This is a genomic window from Pseudomonas sp. NFACC25 (genome assembly GCF_900100935.1).
Classification (GTDB): Bacteria; Pseudomonadota; Gammaproteobacteria; order Pseudomonadales; family Pseudomonadaceae; genus Aquipseudomonas; species Aquipseudomonas marginalis.
Genome location: NZ_FMUC01000003.1, coordinates 361,026 through 385,859 on the forward strand (window position 1 = coordinate 361,026; position 24,834 = coordinate 385,859).

At 62.6% G+C, this 24,834-nt stretch carries 20 protein-coding genes; 12 read left to right on the plus strand and 8 right to left on the minus strand.

The genetic code is table 11. The features are described 5' to 3' along the window. Window positions 1-116 precede the first annotated feature (116 nt). From BLQ09_RS09365 to BLQ09_RS09375, 3 genes are all read left to right on the plus strand, one after another. Entirely contained in the window at window positions 117-2,018 is a 1,902-nt protein-coding gene (locus BLQ09_RS09365; protein ID WP_027604535.1) for a potassium transporter Kup, read from the plus strand. Between the two features lie 222 nt (window positions 2,019-2,240). After that, a complete protein-coding gene (locus BLQ09_RS09370) occupies window positions 2,241-3,347 on the plus strand; it encodes an NADH:flavin oxidoreductase/NADH oxidase (protein WP_092356394.1) in 1,107 nt (368 codons plus the stop codon). A gap of 270 nt (window positions 3,348-3,617) precedes the next feature. After that, complete coding sequence (locus tag BLQ09_RS09375) at window positions 3,618-3,803, plus strand: hypothetical protein (protein ID WP_027604533.1); 186 nt, start codon at window positions 3,618-3,620, stop codon at window positions 3,801-3,803. Window positions 3,804-3,848: 45 nt separating this feature from the next. Here the strand turns inward: BLQ09_RS09375 and BLQ09_RS09380 are convergent, their stop codons facing one another. The 8 genes from BLQ09_RS09380 to BLQ09_RS09415 all read right to left on the minus strand — a co-directional run bounded on the left by BLQ09_RS09380 (window position 3,849) and on the right by BLQ09_RS09415 (window position 13,985). Further along, window positions 3,849-5,474, minus strand: coding sequence for a glucan biosynthesis protein D (locus BLQ09_RS09380; RefSeq protein ID WP_065926500.1), 1,626 nt, complete (start codon window positions 5,472-5,474; stop codon window positions 3,849-3,851). Window positions 5,475-5,763: 289 nt separating this feature from the next. Further along, on the minus strand, window positions 5,764-7,188 hold the full coding sequence (locus tag BLQ09_RS09385) for a gamma-aminobutyraldehyde dehydrogenase (protein WP_092356397.1): 1,425 nt from the start codon (window positions 7,186-7,188) through the stop codon (window positions 5,764-5,766). A 170-nt stretch (window positions 7,189-7,358) separates the two neighbouring features. Further along, a complete protein-coding gene (locus BLQ09_RS09390) occupies window positions 7,359-8,168 on the minus strand; it encodes an ABC transporter permease (protein WP_027604530.1) in 810 nt (269 codons plus the stop codon). Further along, window positions 8,158-9,087 (minus strand): ABC transporter permease, encoded by a 930-nt coding sequence (locus BLQ09_RS09395; RefSeq protein ID WP_027604529.1) that lies wholly within the window; start codon window positions 9,085-9,087, stop codon window positions 8,158-8,160. The genes BLQ09_RS09390 and BLQ09_RS09395 overlap by 11 nt, the downstream gene beginning before the upstream one ends. A gap of 1 nt (window position 9,088) precedes the next feature. After that, on the minus strand, window positions 9,089-10,123 hold the full coding sequence (locus BLQ09_RS09400; RefSeq protein WP_092356400.1) for an ABC transporter ATP-binding protein: 1,035 nt from the start codon (window positions 10,121-10,123) through the stop codon (window positions 9,089-9,091). Window positions 10,124-10,260: 137 nt separating this feature from the next. Next, the gene (gene ydcS, locus BLQ09_RS09405) at window positions 10,261-11,412 is read right to left on the minus strand and encodes a putative ABC transporter substrate-binding protein YdcS (RefSeq protein WP_065926496.1); all 1,152 of its coding nucleotides are present in this window, start codon (window positions 11,410-11,412) and stop codon (window positions 10,261-10,263) included. Window positions 11,413-11,483: 71 nt separating this feature from the next. After that, window positions 11,484-12,941 carry a gamma-aminobutyraldehyde dehydrogenase gene (locus BLQ09_RS09410; protein WP_175472304.1) on the minus strand — a complete coding sequence of 486 codons (1,458 nt, stop codon included), beginning with the start codon at window positions 12,939-12,941 and terminating at the stop codon, window positions 11,484-11,486. 132 nt (window positions 12,942-13,073) lie between these two features. Next, window positions 13,074-13,985, minus strand: coding sequence for a LysR family transcriptional regulator (locus BLQ09_RS09415; RefSeq protein WP_092356406.1), 912 nt, complete (start codon window positions 13,983-13,985; stop codon window positions 13,074-13,076). A 167-nt stretch (window positions 13,986-14,152) separates the two neighbouring features. Here BLQ09_RS09415 and BLQ09_RS09420 point away from each other — a divergent pair, with 167 nt between their 5' ends. The 9 genes from BLQ09_RS09420 to prfB all read left to right on the plus strand — a co-directional run bounded on the left by BLQ09_RS09420 (window position 14,153) and on the right by prfB (window position 24,750). Continuing rightward, window positions 14,153-14,860, plus strand: coding sequence for a tellurite resistance TerB family protein (locus tag BLQ09_RS09420; protein WP_065938734.1), 708 nt, complete (start codon window positions 14,153-14,155; stop codon window positions 14,858-14,860). Between the two features lie 278 nt (window positions 14,861-15,138). Beyond that, complete coding sequence (locus BLQ09_RS09425; RefSeq protein ID WP_371914498.1) at window positions 15,139-16,701, plus strand: methyl-accepting chemotaxis protein; 1,563 nt, start codon at window positions 15,139-15,141, stop codon at window positions 16,699-16,701. Beyond that, window positions 16,701-17,213: a chemotaxis protein CheW gene (locus tag BLQ09_RS09430; protein WP_027604522.1), complete on the plus strand. Its 513-nt coding sequence runs from the start codon at window positions 16,701-16,703 to the stop codon at window positions 17,211-17,213. The genes BLQ09_RS09425 and BLQ09_RS09430 overlap by 1 nt, the downstream gene beginning before the upstream one ends. Then, on the plus strand, window positions 17,210-18,463 hold the full coding sequence (locus tag BLQ09_RS09435; RefSeq protein WP_027604521.1) for a CheR family methyltransferase: 1,254 nt from the start codon (window positions 17,210-17,212) through the stop codon (window positions 18,461-18,463). The genes BLQ09_RS09430 and BLQ09_RS09435 overlap by 4 nt, the downstream gene beginning before the upstream one ends. After that, a complete protein-coding gene (locus tag BLQ09_RS09440; protein ID WP_092356412.1) occupies window positions 18,460-19,161 on the plus strand; it encodes a chemotaxis protein CheW in 702 nt (233 codons plus the stop codon). Before BLQ09_RS09435 ends, BLQ09_RS09440 begins: the two co-directional genes overlap by 4 nt. Continuing rightward, window positions 19,158-21,440, plus strand: a complete 2,283-nt coding sequence (locus BLQ09_RS09445) for a hybrid sensor histidine kinase/response regulator (RefSeq protein ID WP_027604519.1) — start codon at window positions 19,158-19,160, stop codon at window positions 21,438-21,440. The genes BLQ09_RS09440 and BLQ09_RS09445 overlap by 4 nt, the downstream gene beginning before the upstream one ends. After that, window positions 21,437-22,447 carry a chemotaxis response regulator protein-glutamate methylesterase gene (locus BLQ09_RS09450; RefSeq protein WP_092356415.1) on the plus strand — a complete coding sequence of 337 codons (1,011 nt, stop codon included), beginning with the start codon at window positions 21,437-21,439 and terminating at the stop codon, window positions 22,445-22,447. The genes BLQ09_RS09445 and BLQ09_RS09450 overlap by 4 nt, the downstream gene beginning before the upstream one ends. Window positions 22,448-22,496: 49 nt before the next feature. Continuing rightward, entirely contained in the window at window positions 22,497-23,498 is a 1,002-nt protein-coding gene (locus BLQ09_RS09455) for a response regulator (protein ID WP_027604517.1), read from the plus strand. A 156-nt stretch (window positions 23,499-23,654) separates the two neighbouring features. After that, window positions 23,655-24,750, plus strand: a protein-coding gene (prfB, locus tag BLQ09_RS09460; protein ID WP_098465888.1) for a peptide chain release factor 2 whose coding sequence is annotated in 2 segments (ribosomal slippage) — window positions 23,655-23,726 and window positions 23,728-24,750 — 1,095 coding nt in all. Because the reading frame shifts where the segments join, the coding sequence is not laid out codon by codon here. The last annotated feature ends 84 nt before the right edge of the window (window positions 24,751-24,834 follow it).

Genomic DNA, 24,834 nt, shown 5'->3' on the forward strand with positions numbered 1-24,834 from the left:
GGGGAAAACCCTTGGGTCAATAAAACGTCTGTTACGAGAAGTAAAACAGCGCATGCTAGGGTCAGCTTAGACGCGCTGTTTATAAGAGACCTCAGGTCAAAGGGCAGGAGTGGTTGATGGGTCAGGCAAGTAGTCAGGCAGCAGGTGCCGAGCATTCCAACGCAAAGCCGATCGGCATGCTGGTGGCAGCGGTCGGGGTGGTTTACGGCGATATCGGTACCAGCCCGCTCTATACCCTCAAAGAGGTGTTCAACGGTGGTTATGGGGTGCAGGTCAACCATGACGGTGTGCTGGGGATCCTGGCGCTGATCTTCTGGTCGTTGATCTGGGTGGTGTCGATCAAGTACATGCTGTTCGTGCTGCGCGCCGATAACCAGGGCGAAGGTGGCATCATGGCTCTGACCGCGTTGGCGCGAAGGGCGGCGGGGGAGCGCAAGAAGTTACGCAGTTTCCTCGTGGTGTGCGGCCTGTGCGGTGCGGCGTTGTTCTATGGCGACAGCATGATCACCCCGGCGATTTCGGTGCTGTCGGCCATTGAAGGCCTGGAGCTGGCGTTCGACGGCTTGGAAAAATGGGTGGTGCCGATCGCCCTGGTGGTGCTGGTGGCGCTGTTCCTGATCCAGAAGCACGGTACCGACCGCATCGGCAAGCTGTTCGGGCCAGTGATGGTGACCTGGTTCCTGGTGCTGGGTGGCCTCGGCGTGTATGGCATTACCCTGCACCCTGAAGTGCTCAATGCCCTGAACCCGATGTGGGGCGTGCGTTTCTTCGAGGCCCACCCTGGCATTGGCGTGGCAATCCTCGGTGCGGTAGTGCTGGCGTTGACCGGTGCCGAGGCGCTGTATGCCGACATGGGGCACTTCGGCCGCAAGCCCATCGCCCGCGCCTGGTTCATCCTGGTGTTGCCGGCGCTGGTGCTCAACTATTTCGGTCAGGGCGCCATGCTGCTGGGCGACCCGGAAGCCGCACGCAACCCGTTCTACCTGCTGGCGCCAAGTTGGGCGCTGATCCCGCTGGTGGTGTTGTCCACCCTGGCCACGGTGATTGCGTCCCAGGCGGTGATTTCCGGTGCGTTTTCGTTGACGCGCCAGGCGATCCAGTTGGGTTATATCCCGCGTATGCATATCCAGCACACCTCTAGCGCCGAACAGGGCCAGATCTATATCGGTGCGGTGAACTGGTCGCTGATGGTCGGCGTGATCCTGCTGGTGCTGGGTTTCGAGTCCTCCAACGCACTGGCGTCGGCCTACGGCGTGGCGGTGACGGGGACCATGCTGATGACCACCATCCTGGTGTCGGCAGTCATGCTGTTGCTGTGGAAATGGCCACCGATTCTGGCCGTGCCGGTCCTGGTCTGCTGCCTGTTGGTGGACGGGCTGTACTTCGCGGCCAACGTGCCGAAGATCATCCAGGGCGGTGCCTTCCCGGTATTGGCGGGGATTGTGCTGTTCGTGCTGATGACCACCTGGAAGCGCGGCAAGCAATTGCTGGTGGACCGCCTCGACGAAGGTGGCCTGCCGTTGCCGATCTTCATCAGCAGCATCCGCGTGCAGCCGCCGCATCGCGTACAGGGCACGGCGGTGTTCCTTACCGCGCGCCCGGACGCCGTGCCCCATGCGCTGTTGCACAACCTGTTGCATAACCAGGTGCTGCATGAACAGGTGGTGTTGCTGACAGTGGTCTACGAAGACATCCCGCGTGTTCCGGCCTCACGGCGCTTCGAGGTGGATTCCTACGGCGAGGGGTTCTTTCGCGTGATCCTGCACTTCGGCTTTACCGATGAGCCGGACGTCCCCGAAGCGTTGAAGCTGTGCCATTTGGACGGCCTGGATTTCAGTCCGATGCGCACCACGTACTTCCTCAGCCGTGAAACCGTCATCGCCTCCCGCATCAAGGGCATGGCCCGTTGGCGCGAAGCGTTGTTTGCATTCATGCTCAAGAACGCCAACGGCAACCTGCGGTTCTTCAAGCTCCCGGTCAACCGAGTGATCGAATTGGGCACCCAGGTCGAAATGTAAGCCTGCGCGGTACGGGAGCCGGCAATCGGCTCCCGCTTTACGTCTGAACCCTGTGCAATCCACGGTTGTCGACTAGGCTCTAAGCACTGTTGTGTAGGAGCGGGCTTGCCCGCGAAAAACGTCACGGTAACGCGTTAATCCTGGATAGACGCGGCGCCTATGAGGCCTTCGCGAGCAAGCTCGCTCCTACAAAAGTGCCCAAAAGCCAAGAAGAGGTGCGCCATGAGTCAGCTGCTCGAACCCTATACCCTGCGCCAATTGACCCTGCTCAACCGTATCGCGGTGTCGCCGATGTGTCAGTACTCAAGTGTCGATGGCCTGGCCAACGACTGGCACCTGGTCCACCTCGGCAGCCGCGCGGTCGGTGGCGCCGGGCTGATATTCACCGAAGCCACCGCCGTAACCGCCGATGGCCGCATCACGGCCGAAGACCTGGGCCTGTGGAACGACGAACAGATCGAACCCCTGCGGCGCATCACACGGTTTATCGCCGCCCAGGGCGCGGTGGCGGGCATCCAGCTGGCCCATGCCGGGCGCAAGGCCAGCACCCACCGCCCATGGATCGGCAAGCACGGCAGCGTCAAGCCGCAAGACGGTGGCTGGGTGCCGGTGGGGCCGTCGCCGATTGCCTTTGACCCGCAGCACACCCAACCCAAGCCTTTGGATGAGGCGCAGATCCAGCAAGTGATCGCCGACTTCGTCGCCGCCGCCAGGCGAGCCCTGACCGCCGGTTTTGAAGTGGTGGAGATCCACGCCGCCCATGGTTACCTGCTGCATCAATTCCTCTCGCCCATCAGCAACCAGCGGCAGGACCAATATGGCGGCTCCTTCGAGAACCGTATCCGCCTGGTGCTGCAAGTGACCGAGGCCGTGCGCGAGGTCTGGCCCCAGGAGCTGCCACTGTTCGTGCGGGTGTCGGCCACCGACTGGGTGGAAGATGGCTGGAACCCTGATGAAACCGTGGAACTCGCGCGTCGCCTCAAAGACCTGGGCGTGGACCTGATCGACGTGTCTTCCGGCGGCACTGCCGCTAACGCCGAAATCCCCACCGGCCCCGGTTACCAGACGCGCTTTGCCGAGCGTGTACGCAAGGAGTCGGGCATCGCCACCGGCACCGTCGGCATGATCACCGAACCGGCCCAGGCCGAGCACATCCTGCGTACCTGCCAGGCCGACATCATCTTCCTGGCCCGTGAACTGCTGCGTGACCCTTACTGGCCGTTGCATGCCGATGATGATCTGGGCGGGCACAAGGCCATTTGGCCGGCTCAGTACCAACGAGCGACCCATCGGGACCAACCGATCCATGAGTCTGACTTGAGGGATTGATCCTGCGTCGGCGCCGTCGAAACCCACCTTGAACCGGTGGGTTTTTTTTGCCTGCTGCTGTGGGATGGGGTTGTAGGTATTTGTTACCGAAGTGATTTTTTAAGTGAATGCTCTAAAAAAATCCCACACGTAACGAGATTGTTTCTACGCTTAGGGTAGGACTGATTTCTGGCCCAGGAAGTCAGCCTGTTTGTTCACGGAGGCATTGCGCTCCCCGGGAAACGGTTTGTGGGCACAGGAGTTTTTGATCGATATCAGGAGAAACAGTCCATGGCCAAGTCCTATGGTGTAGCGGGTGCGGTGGTGTCTTTTTTTACCCGCAGGGTGTCCTTGCGTGGCCGCAGGTTGAGTTCGGACGAAGCCGAATTACTGGCGCAGTATCGCGCCCTGACCGAAAACGATCAGGTGGCGATGCGGTATCTGATTGGAGCGATGAAGAGTGTGTCGCGGTTCTGATGGCGTGCGCGAGGATCGTTCCCACGCGAGTGGGAACGATCTGGATCAGGTGTACTTGCGCTGCTCCGGTGCCGGCGGGAAGTACTGATACAACCAGGTTTCACTCAGGGTGCGGTCCTGGGTGCGAATAAACAGCCGCAGTTCCACCGGCTCCACGCTGTCGCTGGTCGGGTACCAGTCGAACAGGATGCGGTAGCCCTTGATGTTGTCGAGCACCAGCACGCTGAAGTCTTTCACTTCGCCGTGGGAGCAGGTCACCACCGGCTCGATCCCGGTGCCGGCCGGCAAACGGTCCAGGCCGCCGCCCTTGAAGTCCACGGCAAACCGGCGAGCCCACACTGGCGGGTAGTGCTCGCCCGGCGCCCAACCTTCGGTAAAGCCGCCCATGCCGGAACGGGTCGCGTCGACTTGCGCCAGCGGCGTGCTGACCGGGGGCAGGGCGCTCCAGTACAGCTTGTAGCCATAGTTGAGTGAGTCGCCGGCCGCCACCGGCTTTTTCGGGGTCCAGAAGGCCACGATGTTGTCCAGGGTCTCGCCGGTGGTGGGGATTTCCAACAGGTCGATCGAGCCTTCGCCCCAGGCGGTGGTCGGTTCGACCCACAGGCTTGGACGCTTGCTGTACCAGTCGACGGTGTCCTGGTAGCTGGCGAACTCATGGTCGGTCTGCACCAGGCCGAAACCTTTCGGGTCGGTGTCGGCGAACGCATTGAACTGCAGCTTGGCCGGGTTATTCAACGGGCGGCAAATCCACTCGCCATTACCTCGCCACATCGCCAGGCGGTCCGAATCGTGGATCTGTGGGTGGATGGTGTCGCACATGCGGCGTTCGTGGGTGCCGCAACTGAACATGCTGGTCATGGCGGCGATGCCCAACTGTTCGATGGCGGTGCGGGCATTGATGTTGGCGTCGATGGCCATCACCACTTGGTTGGCCTGGCAGTCGATATCGAAGCGGTAGGCGCCGGTGGCGCTCGGCGAGTCGAGCAGGGCGTAGACCACAAAGCGGGTCGCGTTCTTGTCCGGGGTCTCGAACCAGAACTGCGTGAAGTCGGGGAACTCTTCGCGTTTTTTTGCGTAGGTATCAATCGCCAGGCCACGGGCGGAGAGGCCGTACTGGCCGGTAGAATCCACCGCGCGGAAGTAGCTGGCGCCGAGAAACGACAGCACGTCATGGCGATCCAGTTCCGGCGCCTTGAACAACTTGAAGCCGGAGAAACCCAGGTCGCCGGTCAGCTGTTTGGTGTCGACGGTGGTTTTTTCATAATTGAACAGTGAAGGGCGGAAATGCACTTCGCGGGCTTCACGGGTCTTGGGGTCGACGCTGTGCATGCGCACCGGTGTCTTGAAGCCCATGCCGACGTGGAAGAACTGCACGTCGAGCTGGCCGTTCAATTCCTTCCACAGCGAATGGTTGCCGTCGTAGCCGATGGCGTTGAAATTCTGCGGGGTCATGGTCGCCAGGGTAGGCGGCAGCACCTGTTTGGTGTCTTTATACGCGGTCCCGGCGAGCTGTTTGGCTTGGGCCTTGAGCGTTTCAAAATCGAACGCTACGGCCTTGCCATCGGCGGCACGGTTCCCGGCCCAGGCCTGCGCGGCAAGCAGGCCGCTGGCCGATAAACCGGTGTAGGCCGCAATGGCCATGGAGGCTTTGAGCAAATTCCTGCGGTGCATAGAGACAACCTGTCGTGAGCAAATCCCGCGCCGTTCCTGGCACGTGCTGGATCAGAAATTACGGTTCGGACATGCCTTCGGCCAAACACAACGGACATTAAACAGACGCCGGATAGCTTAAGCGGTTCGATGGAGAAGGAAAATTGATTGATGGCGGGGTGATTGCATTGCAAATGCGACAAGACATTTCCGACGCTGTGAGTGAACACATTACCCACGAATTATGAAGATCCAAATGTAGGAGCGAGCAAGCTCGCTCCTACAATAAAGCGTTACGGCACTTGGGGGATCAGTGCTTGAACATTACATGCCGAACCGTGGTGTAGTCCTCCAAGCCATACATGGACATATCCTTGCCATACCCCGACAGTTTCTGACCACCGTGGGGCATTTCGCTGACGAGCATGAAATGGGTGTTTACCCAGGTGCAGCCGTATTGCAAGCGCGCGGCCAGGCGGTGGGCGCGTCCTACGTCGGTGGTCCATACCGACGACGCCAACCCGTAGTCCGAATCATTGGCCCAGCCCAGCACCTGCGCCTCATCGGTGAATTTGGTCACCGACACCACCGGCCCGAACACCTCGCGGTGCACGATCTCATCGTCCTGTTGCGCATCGGCGAGTACGGTCGGCTCAAAGAAGAAACCATTGCCTTCCACCGCCTTGCCACCGGTGACCAGGCGGATATGCGGCTGCGCCACGGCGCGTTCGACAAACCCGGCAACCCGGTCGCGGTGTTGCGCAGTGATCAACGGGCCCAGCTCAGTGGCCGGGTCATCCTGCAAGCCGTATTTGATGCTGGCGACTGCCGCGCCGAGTTTCTCCACAAAGGCGTCGTAGATGTCCGCCTGCGCATAAATCCGGCACGCTGCGGTACAGTCCTGCCCGGCGTTGTAGAAGCCGAAGGTACGAATGCCTTCCACCGCTGCATCGATATCCGCGTCGTTGAAGATGATCACGGGCGCCTTGCCGCCCAGCTCCATGTGCAGGCGCTTCACGCTGTCGGCGGTGCTGGAGATGATATTCGCGCCTGTGGCGATGGAGCCGGTCAGCGACACCATGCGCACTTTCGGGTGGTTCACCAGCGGACTGCCCACGGTAGGCCCACGGCCGAACACCAGGTTGAGTACTCCGGCCGGGAAAATCTCCGACGCCAGCTCGACCATCCGCAACGCGGTCAGCGGGGTTTGCTCCGACGGCTTGAGCACCACGGTATTGCCCGCGGCCAGGGCCGGTGCGATTTTCCAGGCGACCATCATCAGCGGGTAGTTCCACGGCGCGATAGACGCGATCACGCCCACCGGGTCGCGACGGATCATCGAGGTGTGGCCGGGCAAGTATTCACCACCGGCCGAACCGCTCATGCATCGGCTGGCGCCGGCGAAGAAGCGGAACACGTCGGCAATTGCCGGGATCTCGTCGTTCAGCGCGGCGCTGTAGGGCTTGCCGCAGTTGTCCGATTCCAGCTTGGCCAGTTCTTCGCCGTGGGCTTCGATCACGTCGGCCAGTTTCAGCAGCAACAGCGAGCGATCCTTGGGCGCGGTCTGCGACCAGCCTTCGAAGGCCGCATCGGCGGCGCGCACGGCGGCGTCGACCTGGGCTTCGCTGGCTTCTTTGATTTCCACCAGCACGCGGCCCAGTGCCGGGTTGAAGATGGCCTGGGCCGGGCCTTCGCCTTGTACCAGTTGGCCGTTGATCAGCAGTTTGGTTTGCATGATTGAGTCCTCCAAAAAACGCGTGTTATTTCCCTGAAGAAACCGGATTTAAATGTGGGAGGGGGCTTGCCCCCGATGCCAGTGGTTCAGTGACAGCTGTGTTGGCTGTCACACCGCTATCGGGGGCAAGCCCCCTCCCACATTTGAACCGCGTTCCTTCAGTGGCCAAGTTATTTACCACCGCTCCCCGCCACGCTTTCACCACCGCGGGTCAGGTAATAGGCGCCCAGGATCGGGAACATCGTCACCAGCATCACCAGCATCGCGACCACATTGGTCACCGGCACATCCCGTGGCCGGCTCAATTGGTTGAGCAACCACAGCGGCAACGTACGCTCGTGGCCGGCGGTGAAGGTGGTGACGATGATTTCGTCGAACGACAGCGCAAACGCCAGCATGCCGCCGGCCAGCAGCGCCGAGCCGAGGTTGGGCATGATGATGTAGCGGAAGGTCTGCCAGCCGTCGGCGCCCAGGTCCATCGAGGCTTCGATCAGGCTGTGGGACGTACGGCGCAGGCGGGCGATGACGTTGTTGTAGACGATCACCACGCAGAACGTCGCGTGGCCGACGATGATGGTGAACATCCCCGGCTCGATGCCTAATGTCTTGAACGTCGCCAGCAGCGCAATACCGGTGATGATCCCCGGCAGCGCAATCGGCAGGATCAACATCAGCGACACGCCTTGCTTGCCAAAGAACTCGCGGCGATACAGCGCCGCCGAGGCCAGGGTGCCCAGCACCATGGCAATCAGGGTGGCGATGGCGGCGATCTGCAACGACAGCTTGATCGCCTCCAGCACATCCGGCCGGGCGAAGGCCACGCTGAACCACTTCCGGGTAAAGCCCTGGGGCGGAAAGCTGAACGCGGCTTCTTCGGTGTTGAAGGCGTAGAGGAAGATGATCAGGATCGGGAAGTGCAGGAATACCAACCCGCCCCAGGCTGCGATCTTCAAGCCTAAGGATGATTTCTCAGAGTGCATCGAAGGCCCCCAGGCGTTTGACGATGGACAGGTAAACCGCGATCAGCACGATCGGCACCAGGGTGAACGCGGCGGCCATGGGCATATTGCCGATGGCGCCTTGCTGGGCGTAGACCATGCCGCCGACGAAGTAACCCGGCGGGCCCACCAGTTGCGGCACGATGAAATCGCCCAGGGTCAGCGAAAACGTGAAGATCGAACCGGCGGCAATCCCCGGCACCGACAGTGGCAGGATTACCTGCATGAAGGTCTGGCGCGGCTTCGCGCCGAGGTCGGCGGAGGCTTGCAGCAGCGACGGCGGCAAGCGCTCCAGGGACGCCTGGATCGGCAGGATCATGAAGGGCAGCCAGATATAGACGAACACCATGAAGCGCCCCAGGTGCGAGGTGCTCAAGGTGCTGCCGCCCACGCCGGGAATGCCCAGCACGAACTGCAATACCGGTTCCAGGCCCAGGTGCTGCACGAACCACTGCGCCACGCCGCCCTTGGCCAGCAGCAAGGTCCAGGCATACGCCTTGACGATGTAGCTGGCCCACATCGGCATCATCACCGCGATATAGAAGAACGCCTTGGTCTTGCCCGTGGTGTAGCGCGCCATGTAGTAGGCGATCGGGAAGGCGACGATGGCGCTGGCGATCGACACCACGATCGCCATGCCCAGGGTGCGCAGGATGATGTCGAAGTTCGACGGCTGGAACAGCGCGGCGAAGTTGGCCAGGGTCAGGTCCGGGGTGACCGCCATGGTGAAGTCGTCAAAGGTATAGAAGCCTTGCCACAGCAGGGTCAGCAGCGAACCCAGGTAGATCGCGCCGAACCAGATCAGCGGCGGAACCAGCAGCATCGCCAGGTACAGGTTGGGCTTGCGGTACAGCAGGTTGGAAAACCTGCGCATCGGCGGTTGGGAAAGGGCCAGGCTCATGTCACACCTCGCCTGCGCGGTCAGTCAGCGGCGTCATGGCTTCTCGCGCCCAACGGGCGGTGATGGACTGGCCGACCTGATGGCCGCTGCTGATGTCCAGCCACTGGTTGTTGGCCTGGCTGATGTTCAGCGCCTGGCCGTTTTCCAGTTTCAGTTCATAGCGGGTGGCGCTGCCCTGGTACTGGATGTCGTGCAGCAGGCCGCTGATTTCCACTTCGTCGGCGCCCAGCGGGCCCTCGGCAAACCTTACGTGCTCCGGGCGAATCGAAAACGGCTGCGCACTGCCGCTGAGGCGCTGGGCCAACTCGCCGCGAATCACGTTGGAGGTGCCGACGAACTCGGCGACGAACGCGGTGGCCGGTTTCATGTACAGGTTGCGCGGGGTGTCGACCTGTTCGATACGGCCCTTGTTGAACACCGCCACACGGTCGGACATCGACAGCGCTTCGGTCTGGTCGTGGGTCACGAAGATAAAGGTGATGCCGAGCTGGCGCTGCAGCTTCTTCAGCTCGCTTTGCATCTGTTCGCGCAGCTTGAGGTCGAGGGCGCCCAAGGGTTCATCGAGCAGTAACACGCGGGGGCGATTGACCAGGGCACGGGCCAGGGCCACCCGTTGGCGTTGGCCGCCGGAGAGCTGTACCGGCTTGCGCTCGCCGTAGCCACCGAGGGCGACCATCCCCAAGGCTTCTTCGGCGCGGTTGAGGCGTTCGGTCTTGCCCACGCCTTTGACCTTGAGGCCATAGGCGACGTTGTCGCGCACGTTCATATGGGGGAACAGTGCGTAATCCTGGAATACCGTGTTTACGTCACGCTGATACGGCGGCAAGCCAGCGGCTTCCTCGCCATGAATGCGGATCGAGCCTGCGCTCGGCTGCTCGAAACCGGCGATCAGGCGCAGGCAGGTGGTCTTGCCCGAGCCGGATGGGCCGAGCATGGAAAAGAACTCGCCGTCCTGGATATCGATGGAAGCCCGGTCAACGGCCTTCACTTCGCCGAACTGACGGGAAACGTGGGTGAATTGGACTGCAAGCGTCATGGTGCGGTGCTCCAAAAAGGCGCGGGTGGTCGCAGCGCCCGGCCTGGACTGCTGAAAAAACAAAACATCGGTAAATGCGGTCGATGTGGGAGGGGGCAAGCCTCCTCCCACAGGGGATCTATGCCGTCTGCATGGTCTTAGCGGCCGCCCATGATCGCGATGTAGTCCTGGGTCCAGCGACTGTATGGCACGAACTTGCCGCCCTCGGCCTGCGGGGTTTTCCAGAAGGCGATCTTGTCGAACTGGTCGAAGCCGTTGGTCTTGCAACCCTCGGCGCCGAGCAGTTCGCTTTCCTTGCAGGCTGCCGGCACCGCCGGCAGCGAGCCGAACCAGGCGGCGACATCGCCCTGGACTTTGGGCTGCAGCGACCAGTCCATCCACTTGTAGGCGCAATTCGGGTGCTTGGCCTCGCTGTGCAACATGGTGGTGTCGGCCCAGCCGGTGGCGCCTTCCTTGGGAATGGTCGAAGCAATCGGCTGCTTCTCGTTCTGCAGGCCGTTGACCTGATACGGCCAGGCGCTGGAGGCCACCACGCCTTCGTTCTTGAAGTCGCTCATTTGCACGGTGGTGTCATGCCAGTAGCGGTGGATCAACGGCTGCTGCGCGCGCAACAGGTCGAGCACGGCCTTGTACTGGGTTTCGGTCAGTTCATAGGGGCTCTGGATCCCCAGTTCCGGCTGGGTGCTCTTGAGGTACAGCGCCGCATCGGCGATGTAGATCGGACCGTCATAGGCCTGCACACGACCTTTGTTCGGCTTGCCGTCCGGCAGGTTCTGCGCATCGAACAGCACGTTCCAGCTGGTGGGCGCGGTCTTGAACACGGTGGTGTTGTACATCAGTACGTTCGGCCCCCACTGGTATGGGGTGCCGTAGGTCTGCTGGCCCACCACGTACCACGGCGCATCCTTGAGGCGCGGGTCGATGTTCTTCCAGTTGGGGATCAACGCCGTGTTGATCGGTTGCACACGCTTGCCGACGATCAACCGCAGCGACGCATCCCCGGACGCGGTGACCAGGTCATAACCGCCCTTGGCCATCAAACTGACCATTTCGTCAGAGGTGGCGGCGGTTTTCACATTGACCTTGCAGCCTGTTTCCTTCTCGAAACCTGTGACCCAGTCGTAGGCCTTGTCGCTTTCACCACGTTCGATATAGCCGGGCCAGGCGACGATATCCAGCTGGCCTTCACCAGCGCCCACCGCCTTGAGCGGTTCGGCGGCCTGGATACTGACGCTGGCCAGCAGCGCGGTGGTCAAGGCACTGAGCAGTGCGGTCTTATGCGCAGACATGGGGATTCCCTCTTCTTTAATTATGGTCGGGGCAGTGTGTGAAGCCGTGACGCATGAGCTTAGTTGTTGTTTTAAAGATGCTGGCCGTGGCGGGCCATGATGTGGCGCACCACGCTGTAGTCCTGTAGCGAATCGCTGGACAGATCTTTCCCATACCCCGAGCGCTTTAAGCCGCCGTGTGGCATTTCGCTGACCAGCATGAAATGGCTGTTGATCCAGGTGCAGCCGTATTGCAGGCGCGCGGCGACCTGCATGGCCTTGTCCAGGTTCTGGGTCCAGACGGAGGAGGCCAGGCCGTATTCGGAATCGTTGGCCCAGTCCACCGCCTGTTCCAGTTCGTCGAAGCGGGTCACGGTGACCACCGGGCCGAACACTTCGCGCTGGACGATTTCATCGGTCTGCCTGCAGCCGGCGAGCAGCGTCGGCTGGTAATAGAAGCCGGCCCCGGAATGCACGGCCGCGCCGGTGACCCGCTCGATATGCGGCTGGCCGAGGGCGCGCTCGACAAAGCTGGCCACGCGGTCGCGCTGGCGTGTGCTGATCAGCGGGCCGAGTTCGTTATCGGCATCGCGCTTGCCGGCGAAGCGCAGGCTGCTGACGGCTGCGCCCAGCTCGGCGACCAATTTGTCGTGGATGCCCGCCTGGGCGTAGATGCGGCATGCCGCCGTGCAGTCCTGGCCGGCATTGTAGTAACCGTAGGCACGCACGCCTTCGACCACGGCTTGCAGGTCGGCGTCGTTGCATACGATCACCGGCGCCTTGCCGCCCAATTCCAGGTGGGTGCGCTTGAGAGTCTTGGAGGCGGCCTGCAGGATTTTCTGGCCGGTGACGATGTCGCCGGTCAGCGAGACCATGCGCACCTTGGGGTGGCTGACCAGATGGCTGCCGACGCCTTCACCGCCACCGCACAGAATGTTGATGACCCCGCGTGGTAACACGTCCTTCAGGACCGGGGCCAATGCGAGGATCGACAGCGGCGTGTGTTCCGACGGCTTGAACACCAAGGTATTACCGGCCGCCAGCGCCGGGGCGATCTTCCACGCGGCCATCATCAGCGGGTAGTTCCACGGCGCAATCGAGGCCACCACGCCAATCGGATCGCGGCGCACCATGCTGGTGTAGCCCGGCAGGTATTCGCCGCTGAGCTGGCCGGTCTGGCAGCGCACGGCGCCGGCGAAGAAACGGAACACATCGACGCTGGCGCTCAAGTCATCCTGGCGCGCCAGGTGCAACGGCTTGCCGCAGTTCAGCGATTCCAGGCGGGCGAGGTAGTCGGCGTGTTTCTCGATGGCGTCGGCGATGCCCAGCAGGATGTTCGAGCGTTGTTGCGGCGTGGTCCGCGACCAGCCGGCAAAAGCGCGGTGCGCGGCGAGGATCGCACTTTCGACCTGCTCGGTGCTGGCCTCGGCGATCTGGGTGAGCACTTCGCCGGTGGCCGGGTTGAGGATCGGCTCGGCAACGCCCTGGCCCTGGACCAGTTCGCCGTCGATCAGCAACGCAGTAAGCAGCGGGGTGGGCGCGCCGGACATTTTTCGTGATCTCTTTTCTTGTGCGGTCATGGGCGTTCTCTTACAAGGCGCCGGACCTTCTCTTATGCATAGACAGAGACTAGAGGTCAGGCGCGAGGTCAACAAATACTAAATACTGAATGCAGCATTCGATTAAATAGATGGCTTGCGCGGGTGTGGTTGTTCCCGCGCAACGGTGAGGAACGGATCCACCAAGGCCGGCCGCGCGGTGCCCCGACGCCAGGCCAGGCCGACGTCCAGGGTCTGGCTGAGGTCGGCAATCGGCCGCGCTTCAATAATGTCGCCCTCCAGGGACCAGGGGCGGTAGGTCATGTCCGGTTGGATCGACACGCCCAGGCCCGCGGCCACCAGGCTGCGCACGGCCTCGGTGGAGGCGGTGCGCAGGGTCACGCGCGGTTGCAGGCCGGCAGCGGCCCACAGGCGCTGGGCGTTATGCCCCATTTCGTCGACGTTCAGCTGAATCAACGGCTCGTTTGCCACGTCGGCGAGGTTGATGCTGTCGTGCTCCAGGAGCGGGTGTTGCGCCGGCAGCCACAGGCGGTGGGGCGAGTGGGTGAGGACTTCGGTCTGCAGGGCGTGGCGGTCTTCCAGATTGGAGAGGATCAGTACGCCCACATCGATCTCGCCGCTGACCAGCAAATGCTCGATATACGGGCGTTCGTCTTCCATCACGCGGATCTCCACGTTGGGGTAGGCGCGCTGGAAGCGGGTGAGCAAATCCGCCAGGTAGTAGCCGGCGACCAGGCTGGTCACGCCGATGATCAATTGCCCGGCGACCTGGTCGGTGCTCTGTTGCAGGCTGCGCTTGGCATTGTCGACGGTGGCGAGGATCAAGTGCGCCTGGCGCAGGAACTGATGGCCCTGGTGCGTGAGGGTCATGCCCTTGGCGTGGCGGTTGAACAGGATGACGCCGATTTCCTGCTCCAGTTGCTGGATCGCCAGGGTCAGGGTGGACTGGGAAATGAACGCGGTCTGCGCGGCGGCGGAGATCGATCCGGTCTCGGCCACGGCGATAAAATGCCGGATTTGACGCAAGGTCATCATGCTGGAATTACCAGTGGGGTGTTTTTATAGATTTGTCCGAGTGTATATCGGTTTTAGCGAACGGCAGTGGCGTTACATCTGGAAGCACTCTAGATCGCGGCTTTTTGGCACTTAGTTTTACGCTGAGGGCCTATTGGTCCATGAACCCTAGTGTCTGGAGGCTACGAATGAATACCCGTGGATTGCTCGATCAGTTGCTCAAGTCCGGCCAGGACATGTTGCAGAATAAAACCGGCGGCCAGCGCAAACAGGACGATAAAGGCGCCCTCGGCGGGCTGCTCGGCGGCGGCGGTCTGGGCAGCCTGCTCGGCGGTGCGGGCGGTGGCGCCCTAGCGGCGGGGGCGATGGGCCTGTTGCTGGGCAACAAGAAGGCGCGCAAGTTTGGCGGCAAAGCCCTGACCTACGGCGGGCTGGCCGCGTTGGGCGTGATTGCCTACAAAGCCTACGGCAACTGGCAGGCCAAGCAGGCCAACGCGCCTCAGGGCGAACCGCAAACCATCGACCGCCTGCCACCGGCCCAGGTCGAGCAGCACAGCCAGGGGATCCTCAAGGCATTGGTCGCCGCCGCCAAGGCCGACGGCCATGTGGATGAACGCGAACGCGCACTGATCGAAGGTGAATTCACCAAGCTGGACAACGACCGCGAACTGCAAAGCTGGCTGCACGCCGAGCTGAACAAGCCGCTGGACCCGGCCGACGTCGCCCGCGCCGCCGGCACCCCGGAAATGGCCGCCGAGATGTACATCGCCAGCGTGATGCTGGTGGATGAGGAGAACTTTATGGAAAAGGCGTATCTGGACGAATTGGCCCGCCAACTCAAGCTCGAGCCGGGCTTGAAGCTGGAACTGGAAAAGCAGGTACGGCTTAACCAGTAACCAACGGGGCCGGGCAAATCCAACCTGTGGGAGGGGGCTTGCTCCCGATAGCGGTGGTCCAGTTCGAATCTCTGCAACTGACCCACGGCAATCGGGAGCAAGCCCCCTCCCACAGGTGTTTTTGCAATGTGTGTGTGCCACATCGAAACCCATTGATAAATGAGGGCTTCTGCTCAGCTATACTCCCCTCCATTTGAATGGCCCTTCGAGGAAACACTGTGAAGAATTGGACCTTGCGCCAGCGGATTTTGGCGAGCTTTGCGGTCATTATCGCGATCATGCTGCTGATGGTTGTGGTGTCCTACTCACGGTTGCTGAAGATTGAAGCCAGCCAGGAATCGGTGCGTGACGACGCGGTGCCGGGGGTTTACCTCAGTTCGATGATCCGCAGCGCGTGGGTCGACAGCTATTTGCAGACCATCGATATCATTGGCCTGCGTGAGGATAAAACCTTCACCAATAGCGATAAGTCGGACTACAAGGCCTTCGAGGCGCGTATTGAACAGCAGATGGCCAATTACGAAAAAACCGTGCATAGCCAGGCCGATCGCATGGAGTTCGATAACTTCAAGGCCGCCCACATCAACTACAACAAGGTCCTGGCCGAGGTGCTTGAGCGCGTCGAAGCCAATGACCTGCCGGCCGCCCGCGAGCTGCTGGAAGAGCAATTGACGCCGATCTGGACCGAAGGGCGCATGAAGCTCAATGACATCATCACGGAAAACAAGGCCGTGTCCGACAACGCGACGGCCGCCATTGACGACGCCGTTGCCTCGGCCAAGGTCAGCATGTTCCTGTCGCTGGCCGTGGCGATCCTCGCTGCCGGCCTGTGTGGCCTGCTGCTGATGCGCGCGATCATGGCGCCGATGCAGCGTATCGTCGAGATCCTCCAGACCATGCGTACCGGTGACCTGAGCAAACGCTTGAACCTGGAGCGCAAGGACGAGTTCGGCGCGGTGGAAACCGGCTTCAACGACATGATGACCGAGCTTACGGCCCTGGTGTCCCAGGCCCAGCGCTCTTCGGTGCAGGTCACCACCTCGGTCACCGAGATTGCCGCCACCTCCAAGCAGCAACAGGCTACTGCCACTGAAACCGCGGCCACTACCACTGAGATCGGTGCCACTTCGCGGGAGATCGCTGCCACTTCCAAGGATCTGGTCCGCACCATGACCGAAGTGTCCACCGCCGCCGACCAGGCCTCGGTGGCCGCCGGTTCCGGCCAGCAAGGTCTGGCGCGCATGGAAGAAACCATGCACTCGGTGATGGGCGCCGCCGACCTGGTGAACGCCAAGCTGGCGATCCTCAATGAGAAGGCCGGCAATATCAACCAGGTGGTGGTGACCATCGTCAAGGTCGCCGACCAGACCAACCTGCTGTCCCTGAATGCCGCCATCGAAGCCGAAAAGGCCGGTGAGTACGGTCGCGGTTTTGCCGTGGTGGCCACCGAAGTGCGGCGCCTGGCCGACCAGACCGCCGTGGCCACCTATGACATCGAGCAGATGGTGCGTGAAATCCAGTCAGCGGTTTCGGCGGGCGTGATGGGCATGGACAAGTTCTCCGAAGAAGTCCGTCGAGGCATGTTCGAAGTGCAGCAAGTAGGCGAGCAGCTGTCGCAGATCATCCATCAGGTACAGGCCCTGGCGCCGCGGGTGTTGATGGTCAACGAAGGCATGCAGGCCCAGGCCACCGGCGCCGAGCAGATCAACCATGCCCTGGTGCAACTGGGCGATGCCAGCAGCCAGACGGTGGAGTCCCTGCGCCAGGCCAGCTTTGCCATCGATGAACTGAGCCAGGTTGCGGTGGGTCTGCGCAGCGGCGTGTCGCGTTTCAAAGTCTGATGAGCGACCTTGCGGCTAAACGCGGCGCCGTTCCGGCAGCGAAAAAAGCCTTGTTCCTGGTGTTTCACATCGGCAGCGAACGCTTTGCGCTCAAGGCCACGGAGGTGGCCGAGGTGTTGCCACGCCTGCCGCTCAAGCCTATCGCCCATGCGCCACTGTGGGTGGCGGGCATCTTTGCCCATCGCGGGGCGTTGGTGCCGGTCATCGACCTGAGTGCGCTGACCTTCGGCACAGCGGCCCAGGCGCGTACGAGTACGCGCCTGGTGCTGGTCAATTACCAGCCGCACACCTGGGTCGAATCGCGCTGGCTCGGGCTGATCCTCGAGCAGGCCACGGACACCCTGCGGTGCGACCCGGCGGAATTCCAGCCTTACGGCCTGGATAACCGCCAGGCGCGGTACCTGGGGCCGGTGCGGGAGGACGCCCTGGGCCTGATGCAGTGGATTGGCGTGAATGACGTGCTCACCGACGATGTGCGCGCCCTGTTGTTTTCTGCCGAGCTGAGCCTATGAGCAACGACCCGCGTTTCTTTGCCTTCTTGAAAGAACGTATCGGCCTGGATGTCGCGTCGGTCGGCGAGGCCATCATCGAGCGTGCCGTGCGCCAGCGCAGCCAGGCCGTGCAGGCGCAAACGCCAGGGCAGTACTGGCAGCACCTGCAAAGCTCCGAGGACGAGCAACAAGCGCTGATCGAAGCCGTGATCGTCCCCGAGACCTGGTTTTTCCGTTACCCCGAATCCTTTGCGACCCTGGCCCGACTGGCGCTTGCACGCCTGGCCGAGATCAAGCAGATGCGCGCCCTGCGCATTCTCAGCCTGCCGTGTTCCACCGGCGAAGAACCCTATTCCATTGCCATGGCCTTGCTGGATGCCGGGTTGGCGCCTCACCAGTTCAAGGTCCTGGGCCTGGATGTCAGCCCGCTGTCCGTGGAGCGCGCCCGGCGCGGGGTGTATGGCAAGAACTCGTTTCGTGGCGGCGATATTGCCTTTCGCGACCGCCACTTCACGGAATACGGCGACGGGTTCCACATCGCCGACCGCGTGCGCGAACAGGTGCGCCTGCAAGTCGGCAACCTGCTCGACCCGACGCTGCTGGCGAACGAGGCGAGCTACGATTTCGTGTTTTGCCGCAACCTGCTGATCTACTTTGACCAGCCGACCCAGAAGCAAGTCTTCGACGTACTCAAGGGCCTGACCCATGTGGACGGCGTGCTGTTTATCGGTCCCGCCGAGGGCAGCTTGCTGGGGCGCCACGGCATGCGCTCGATTGGGGTGCCGCAGTCATTTGCCTTCAGCCGGCAGGCCGAACCGGTGAAGCCTGAGCCGGTATTCGTGCCCATGCCGACGCCACCGCGCAGCGCCGCGCCGGTCCCGGTCAAGCCGCGACCGTTCAGCACGGCCAGCAACCAGGCGGGGCCGATCAAGGCGCCGCCCTCCGATGCGGGCACCTTGCTCAGCCGCATCGCCAGCCTGGCCAACGAAGGTAAAAGTGCCGAGGCCCGCGCCGCCTGTGAGCAGTATCTGAACAGTCACCCGCCGGCCGCCCAGGTGTTCTACTGGCTGGGGTTGCTCAGCGACGTGGCCGGCAGCGCCCTGGAAGCCCAGGGGTTTTATCGAAAAGCCTTGTACCTGGAACCCCAGCATCCGCAGGCCTTGATGCACCTGGCCGCCTTGCTCGAGTCCCAGGGCGACAGTGCGGGGGCGCGCCGTTTACAGGCGCGGGCCGCCCGCAGCGAGCGAGCAGACAGTGAGTCCAAACGATGAGTAGCACCGAGGCGCTCAACACCGCAGGCCTGGACTTGACCCTGGCCGACACCCAAGCCATCGACGACTGCTGGAACCGTATCGGTATCCATGGCGACAAGTCATGCCCGCTGCTGGTGGAGCATATCCACTGCCGCAACTGTTCGGTGTACTCGGCTGCCGCCACGCGCTTGCTGGACCGCTATGCCTTGCAGCAGGACGACCGTCGTCCGGTGGCGGCTGCCGAGGTTGACGAAAAGATCATCACCCGCTCGCTGTTGGTGTTCCGCCTCGGCGAGGAATGGCTGGGCATCGCCACCCGCTGCCTGGTGGAGGTGGCGCCGTTGCAACCGATTCATTCGCTGCCGCACCAGCGCTCCCGTGCCTTGCTCGGTGTGGCCAATGTGCGTGGCGCGCTGGTGGCGTGCCTGTCGCTGGTGGAGTTGCTTGGCCTGGAAACAACCCATCAGGGCGCCAGCGGTGGGCGGATCATGCCGCGCATGCTGATCATCGCCGCGCAGGATGGCCCGGTGGTGGTGCCGGTGCACGAAGTGGATGGCATCCATGCCATCGATGAGCGCACCCTGAAGGCGGCGTCGGCCTCGGGTACCCAGGCCAGCGCGCGCTACACCCAGGGTGTGTTGCAGTGGAAAGGCCGTAGCCTGCGGTGGCTGGACGAGGCGCAATTGTTGTCCGCCGTGACCCGGAGCCTCACATGACCCCCGACCAGATGCGCGACGCCTCGCTGCTGGAGCTGTTCAGCCTGGAAGCCGATGCCCAGACCCAGGTGCTGAGCGCGGGCCTGCTGGCCCTTGAGCGCAACCCTACCCAGGCCGACCAGCTTGAAGCCTGCATGCGTGCCGCGCACTCGCTCAAGGGCGCGGCGCGCATCGTTGGGGTGGACGCCGGGGTCAGCGTGGCCCACGTCATGGAGGATTGCCTGGTCAGCGCCCAGGAACGCCGCCTGTACCTGCAACCCGAACATATCGACGCCTTGCTGCAAGGCACCGACCTGCTGATGCGTATCGCCACCCCTGGCAACGATGTCGGCACGGCGGACATCGACGCCTATGTGGCGTTGATGGAGCGCCTGCTGGATCCATCCCAGCCCAGTGCCTACGTCGTGCCGCTGCCCGCTGCGCCTGAGCCCGCCCCGGCGCCGCTTATCGAAGAGCTGCCGCCGGAGCCCGAGCCCGCACCGCCCGTCGCCAGCGATCCGCCGCGTCAGGGCCGGCGCATGACTGAAGGTGGCGAACGTGTATTACGCGTGACCGCCGAGCGCTTGAACAGCCTGTTGGACCTCTCGAGCAAGTCCCTGGTGGAAACCCAGCGGTTCAAGCCCTACCTGGCCAGCATGCAGCGTCTCAAACGGATTCAAAGCCAGAGCGTACGCGCCCTGGATACCCTGGATGGCCAGCTCAAGACCCTGGGCTTGAGCCTCGAAGCCGAGGAAGCCCTGGCCGATACCCGCCGCCTGTTGAGCGAAGCCCAGGCGCTGCTGGCGGAAAAGACCGCCGAGCTGGATGAGTTTGGCTGGCAGGCCGGCCAGCGTGCCCAGGTGCTCTACGACACTGCGCTGGCGTGTCGCATGCGCCCGTTTGCCGATGTACTGGCCGGGCAGGTGCGCATGGTGCGCGACCTCGGCCGCAGCCTGGGCAAGCAAGTGCGCCTGGAGATCGAGGGGGAAAAGACCCAGGTCGATCGCGACGTGCTGGAAAAGCTCGAAGCGCCACTCACCCATCTATTGCGCAATGCCGTCGACCACGGCATCGAAATGCCCGAGCAACGCCTGCTGGCAGGCAAACCCGCCGAAGGCCTGATCCGCCTGCGCGCGTCCCATCAGGCCGGCCTGCTGGTGCTGGAGCTGAGTGACGACGGCAATGGCGTCGACCTGGAGCGCCTGCGCGGCACCATCGTCGATCGGCATCTTTCAACCTGGGAGACGGCCCTGAACCTGAGTGAAGAGGAGCTGCTGACGTTCCTGTTCCTGCCGGGGTTCAGCCTGCGCGACAAGGTCACCGAAGTGTCCGGGCGCGGTGTCGGACTGGATGCGGTGCAGCATATGGTCCGCCAACTGCGCGGCGCGGTGGTGCTGGAGCAGACGGCAGGGCAGGGCAGCCGCTTCCACCTGGAGGTGCCGCTGACTCTGTCGGTGGTGCGCAGCCTGGTGGTGGAAGTCGGCGAGGAAGCCTATGCGTTCCCGCTGGCGCATATCGAGCGCATGTGCGACCTGGCCCCCGACGACATTGTGCAGTTGGAAGGCCGCCAGCATTTCTGGCACGAAGGTCGGCATGTCGGCCTGGTCGCCGCCAGCCAGTTGTTGCAGCGCCCATCGGGGCAGAGCAATGACGAAACCTTGAAGGTGGTGGTGATTCGCGAGCGCGATGCGGTTTACGGGATTGCCGTGGAACGCTTTATCGGCGAGCGCACCCTGGTGGTGCTGCCGCTGGATGATCGCCTGGGCAAGGTCCAGGATATTTCCGCCGGCGCCTTGCTGGACGACGGCTCGGTGGTATTGATCGTCGATGTGGAAGATATGCTGCGCTCGGTGGACAAGCTGCTCAACACCGGGCGCCTGGAACGCATCGCCCGGCGCAGCCAGCAGGCCACCGAGGCACCGCGCAAGCGGGTACTGGTGGTGGACGACTCGCTCACTGTGCGGGAGTTGCAACGCAAGTTACTGCTCAATCGCGGGTACGAAGTGGCCGTCGCGGTCGACGGCATGGATGGCTGGAACGCCTTGCGCTCCGAAGACTTCGACCTGCTTATCACTGATATCGATATGCCTCGTATGGACGGTATTGAATTGGTCACACTCCTGCGCCGTGACAGTCGCCTGCAATCGTTGCCGGTGATGGTGGTGTCGTACAAAGACCGTGAAGAAGACCGCCGTCGCGGGCTGGATGCTGGGGCCGATTATTATCTGGCCAAGGCCAGCTTCCATGATGACGCGCTGCTGGATGCCGTGGTGGAGTTGATCGGAGGCGCGCGGTCATGAGGATTGCGATCGTCAATGACATGCCCCTGGCCGTGGAGGCCCTGCGCCGTGCCTTGAGCTTCGAGCCCCTGCACCAGGTGGTTTGGGTGGCCAGCAACGGCCTGGAGGCGGTGCAGCGCTGCGCCGAACTGACCCCGGACCTGATCCTGATGGACCTGATCATGCCGGTGATGGACGGCGTGGAGGCCACGCGGCAGATCATGGCCGAGACCCCGTGCGCGATCCTGCTGGTGACCGTCGACCGCCAGGCCAATGTGAGTCGGGTGTTCGAAGCCATGGGCCACGGCGCCCTGGATGTGGTGGACACGCCGGCGCTCGGCGTGGGCAACCCCAAGGATGCGGCGGCGCCGTTGCTGCGCAAGATCCTCAACATCGGCTGGCTGATCGGCCAGCGCGGCAGCCGTGTGCGCGCCGAAACCACCCCGGAGCGCAGCACCGGCAAACGCCAGAGCCTGGTGGCGATCGGTTCTTCGGCGGGTGGCCCGGCTGCCCTGGAAATCCTGCTCAAGGGGTTGCCCCGGGACTTTGCCGCCGCCATTGTGCTGGTGCAGCATGTGGACCAGGTCTTCGCCGCCGGCATGGCCGAGTGGCTGAGCAGTGCTTCCGGCCTGCCGGTACGCCTGGCCCGCGAAGGCGAACCGCCGCAAAGCGGGGTGGTGCTGCTGGCCGGCACCAATCACCACATTCGTTTATTGAAGAATGGCACGCTAGCCTATACCGCAGAGCCGGTGAACGAGATTTACCGGCCTTCCATCGATGTGTTTTTCGAAAGCGTGGCCAGCCACTGGAATGGCGATGCCGTCGGCGTACTGCTGACCGGTATGGGCCGTGATGGGGCCCAGGGGCTCAAGCTAATGCGTGAACAAGGTTATTTGACCATCGCCCAGGATCAGCAAAGCTCGGCGGTGTATGGCATGCCCAAAGCGGCGGCGGCGATTGATGCTGCTGTTGAAATTCGCCCACTGGATAGAATTGCGCCCCGATTGCTGGAGGTATTTGCAAAATGATCCACACCTCCCGCGGCTGGCTTGCAGGTAGTAATTCAGGTGACTGCACATGAATGATTTACAGATCGACGACATCAAGACCGACGAAAACGCCGCCATGGTGTTGCTGGTCGACGACCAGGCCATGATCGGCGAAGCCGTACGGCGTGGCCTGGCCCATGAAGAAAACATCGACTTCCACTTCTGTGCCGACCCGCACCAGGCGATTGCCCAGGCCATCCGCATCAAGCCCACGGTGATCCTGCAGGACCTGGTGATGCCCGGCCTCGACGGCCTGACCCTGGTGCGCGAATACCGCAACCACCCGGCCACGCAGAACATCCCGATCATCGTGCTTTCCACCAAGGAAGACCCGCTGATCAAGAGCGCGGCGTTCTCGGCGGGGGCCAACGACTACCTGGTCAAGCTGCCGGACAACATCGAACTGGTGGCGCGCATCCGCTATCACTCGCGCTCCTACATGACCCTGTTGCAGCGCGATGCCGCCTACCGTGCGCTGCGGGTCAGCCAGCAACAGCTGCTGGACACCAACCTGGTGCTGCAACGGCTGATGAACTCCGATGGCCTGACCGGGCTGTCCAACCGCCGCCACTTCGACGAATACCTGGAGCTGGAATGGCGCCGCGCCATGCGTGACCAGACCCAGCTGTCATTGCTGATGATCGACGTGGATTTCTTCAAGACCTACAACGACAGCTTCGGCCACGTCGAGGGTGACGAAGCCCTGCGCAAAGTGGCCAACACCATCCGCGAAGCCAGCAGCCGCCCTTCGGACCTGCCGGCGCGCTACGGTGGCGAAGAGTTTGCCCTGGTATTGCCGAACACCTCGCCGGGTGGGGCACGCCTGGTGGCGGAAAAGCTGCGCATGGCCGTCGCCGCGCTGAAGATCCCGCACATCGCGCCGGCGGAAGGCTCGAGCCTGACCATCAGCATCGGCCTGTCGACCATGACGCCGGTGCAGGGTACCGATTGCCGCCGGTTGATCATGGCGGCGGACAAGGGCTTGTATACGGCCAAGCACAACGGGCGCAATCAGGTCGGTATCGAGTGACTCGAGGCCGCAGCAGATCAAAAGGTGGGAAGGGGCTTGCCCCCTCCCACATTTAACCCTGCGTAGTCTGCCTTTTCGCCAAGCGGGCTGCCGTTAGTCCCCGTTTGCCGTTATACTCGCCGGCTTTCAAAAGTTCGCCAACGAGTGCTGCCCGCCATGGAAATCAACCCGATCCTTAACACCATCAAGGACCTGTCCGAGCGCTCCGAAACTATTCGGGGGTATCTTTGACTACGATCAAAAGCATGAGCGTCTGACCGAAGTCAATCGCGAGCTTGAAGATCCGAGTGTCTGGAACAAACCTGAATACGCCCAGGAACTGGGGCGCGAGCGCGCTGCGCTGGCGCAGATCGTCGACACCCTCGACGAACTGAACACCGGCCTGGCCGATTGCCGCGACCTGCTGGACATGGCCGTCGAAGAAAACGACGAAGGCGCAGTGGGCGATGTCGTCGCCGAGTTGGCCCGTCTCGAGGAAAACCTCGCCAAGCTTGAATTCCGTCGCATGTTCAGCCACGAAATGGACCCGAACAACGCCTACCTGGACATCCAGGCCGGTTCCGGCGGCACCGAAGCCCAGGACTGGGCCAACATCCTGCTGCGCATGTACCTGCGCTGGGCCGACAAGCGCGGTTTCGACGCCACCATCATGGAGCTGTCGGCCGGTGAAGTCGCCGGCATCAAGGGCGCGACCGTGCACATCAAGGGTGAATACGCCTTTGGCTGGCTGCGTACCGAGATCGGCGTACACCGCCTGGTGCGCAAGAGCCCGTTCGACTCCGGCAACCGTCGCCACACCTCGTTCTCTGCGGTGTTCGTCTCGCCCGAGATCGATGACAAGGTGGAAATCGAGATCAACCCGGCCGACCTGCGTATCGACACCTACCGCTCCTCCGGTGCCGGTGGCCAGCACGTAAACACCACCGACTCGGCCGTACGTATTACCCACGTACCGACCAACACCGTGGTGAGCTGCCAGAACGAACGTTCCCAGCACGCGAACAAGGACACCGCCATGAAAATGCTGCGGGCCAAGTTGTACGAGCAGGAAATGCAGAAGCGCAACGCCGCTTCCCAGGCCCTGGAAGACACCAAGTCGGATATCGGTTGGGGTCACCAGATCCGCTCTTATGTGCTCGATGCCTCGCGGATCAAGGATCTGCGCACTAACATCGAACGCAGCGACTGCGACAAGGTGCTCGACGGTGACATCGACGAATACCTGGAAGCCAGCCTGAAATCTGGCCTGTAACCCCTTGTAGGAACCGGAGGGACGCCCAGTCCTTGCCGGCGATCCCCGGCCGCAGGCCGGGGACCACGAACCTGATGGAAAATT

Excerpts from the sequence above, each read along its gene's own strand:
- BLQ09_RS09370 (WP_092356394.1), top strand. The coding sequence starts at position 2,241 with ATGAGTCAGCTGCTCGAACCCTATACCCTGCGCCAATTGACCCTGCTC.
- ydcS (WP_065926496.1), bottom strand. The coding sequence starts at position 11,412 with ATGTCTGCGCATAAGACCGCACTGCTCAGTGCCTTGACCACCGCGCTG.
- BLQ09_RS09415 (WP_092356406.1), bottom strand. The coding sequence starts at position 13,985 with ATGATGACCTTGCGTCAAATCCGGCATTTTATCGCCGTGGCCGAGACC.
- BLQ09_RS09420 (WP_065938734.1), top strand. The coding sequence starts at position 14,153 with ATGAATACCCGTGGATTGCTCGATCAGTTGCTCAAGTCCGGCCAGGAC.
- BLQ09_RS09380 (WP_065926500.1), bottom strand. The coding sequence starts at position 5,474 with ATGCACCGCAGGAATTTGCTCAAAGCCTCCATGGCCATTGCGGCCTAC.
- BLQ09_RS09455 (WP_027604517.1), top strand. The coding sequence starts at position 22,497 with ATGAATGATTTACAGATCGACGACATCAAGACCGACGAAAACGCCGCC.
- BLQ09_RS09425 (WP_371914498.1), top strand. The coding sequence starts at position 15,139 with ATGCTGCTGATGGTTGTGGTGTCCTACTCACGGTTGCTGAAGATTGAA.
- BLQ09_RS09395 (WP_027604529.1), bottom strand. The coding sequence starts at position 9,087 with ATGAGCCTGGCCCTTTCCCAACCGCCGATGCGCAGGTTTTCCAACCTG.
- BLQ09_RS09430 (WP_027604522.1), top strand. The coding sequence starts at position 16,701 with ATGAGCGACCTTGCGGCTAAACGCGGCGCCGTTCCGGCAGCGAAAAAA.
- BLQ09_RS09385 (WP_092356397.1), bottom strand. The coding sequence starts at position 7,188 with ATGCAAACCAAACTGCTGATCAACGGCCAACTGGTACAAGGCGAAGGC.
- BLQ09_RS09390 (WP_027604530.1), bottom strand. The coding sequence starts at position 8,168 with ATGCACTCTGAGAAATCATCCTTAGGCTTGAAGATCGCAGCCTGGGGC.
- BLQ09_RS09440 (WP_092356412.1), top strand. The coding sequence starts at position 18,460 with ATGAGTAGCACCGAGGCGCTCAACACCGCAGGCCTGGACTTGACCCTG.
- BLQ09_RS09375 (WP_027604533.1), top strand. The coding sequence starts at position 3,618 with ATGGCCAAGTCCTATGGTGTAGCGGGTGCGGTGGTGTCTTTTTTTACC.
- BLQ09_RS09410 (WP_175472304.1), bottom strand. The coding sequence starts at position 12,941 with ATGTCCGGCGCGCCCACCCCGCTGCTTACTGCGTTGCTGATCGACGGC.
- BLQ09_RS09400 (WP_092356400.1), bottom strand. The coding sequence starts at position 10,123 with ATGACGCTTGCAGTCCAATTCACCCACGTTTCCCGTCAGTTCGGCGAA.
- BLQ09_RS09435 (WP_027604521.1), top strand. The coding sequence starts at position 17,210 with ATGAGCAACGACCCGCGTTTCTTTGCCTTCTTGAAAGAACGTATCGGC.
- BLQ09_RS09445 (WP_027604519.1), top strand. The coding sequence starts at position 19,158 with ATGACCCCCGACCAGATGCGCGACGCCTCGCTGCTGGAGCTGTTCAGC.
- BLQ09_RS09365 (WP_027604535.1), top strand. The coding sequence starts at position 117 with ATGGGTCAGGCAAGTAGTCAGGCAGCAGGTGCCGAGCATTCCAACGCA.
- BLQ09_RS09450 (WP_092356415.1), top strand. The coding sequence starts at position 21,437 with ATGAGGATTGCGATCGTCAATGACATGCCCCTGGCCGTGGAGGCCCTG.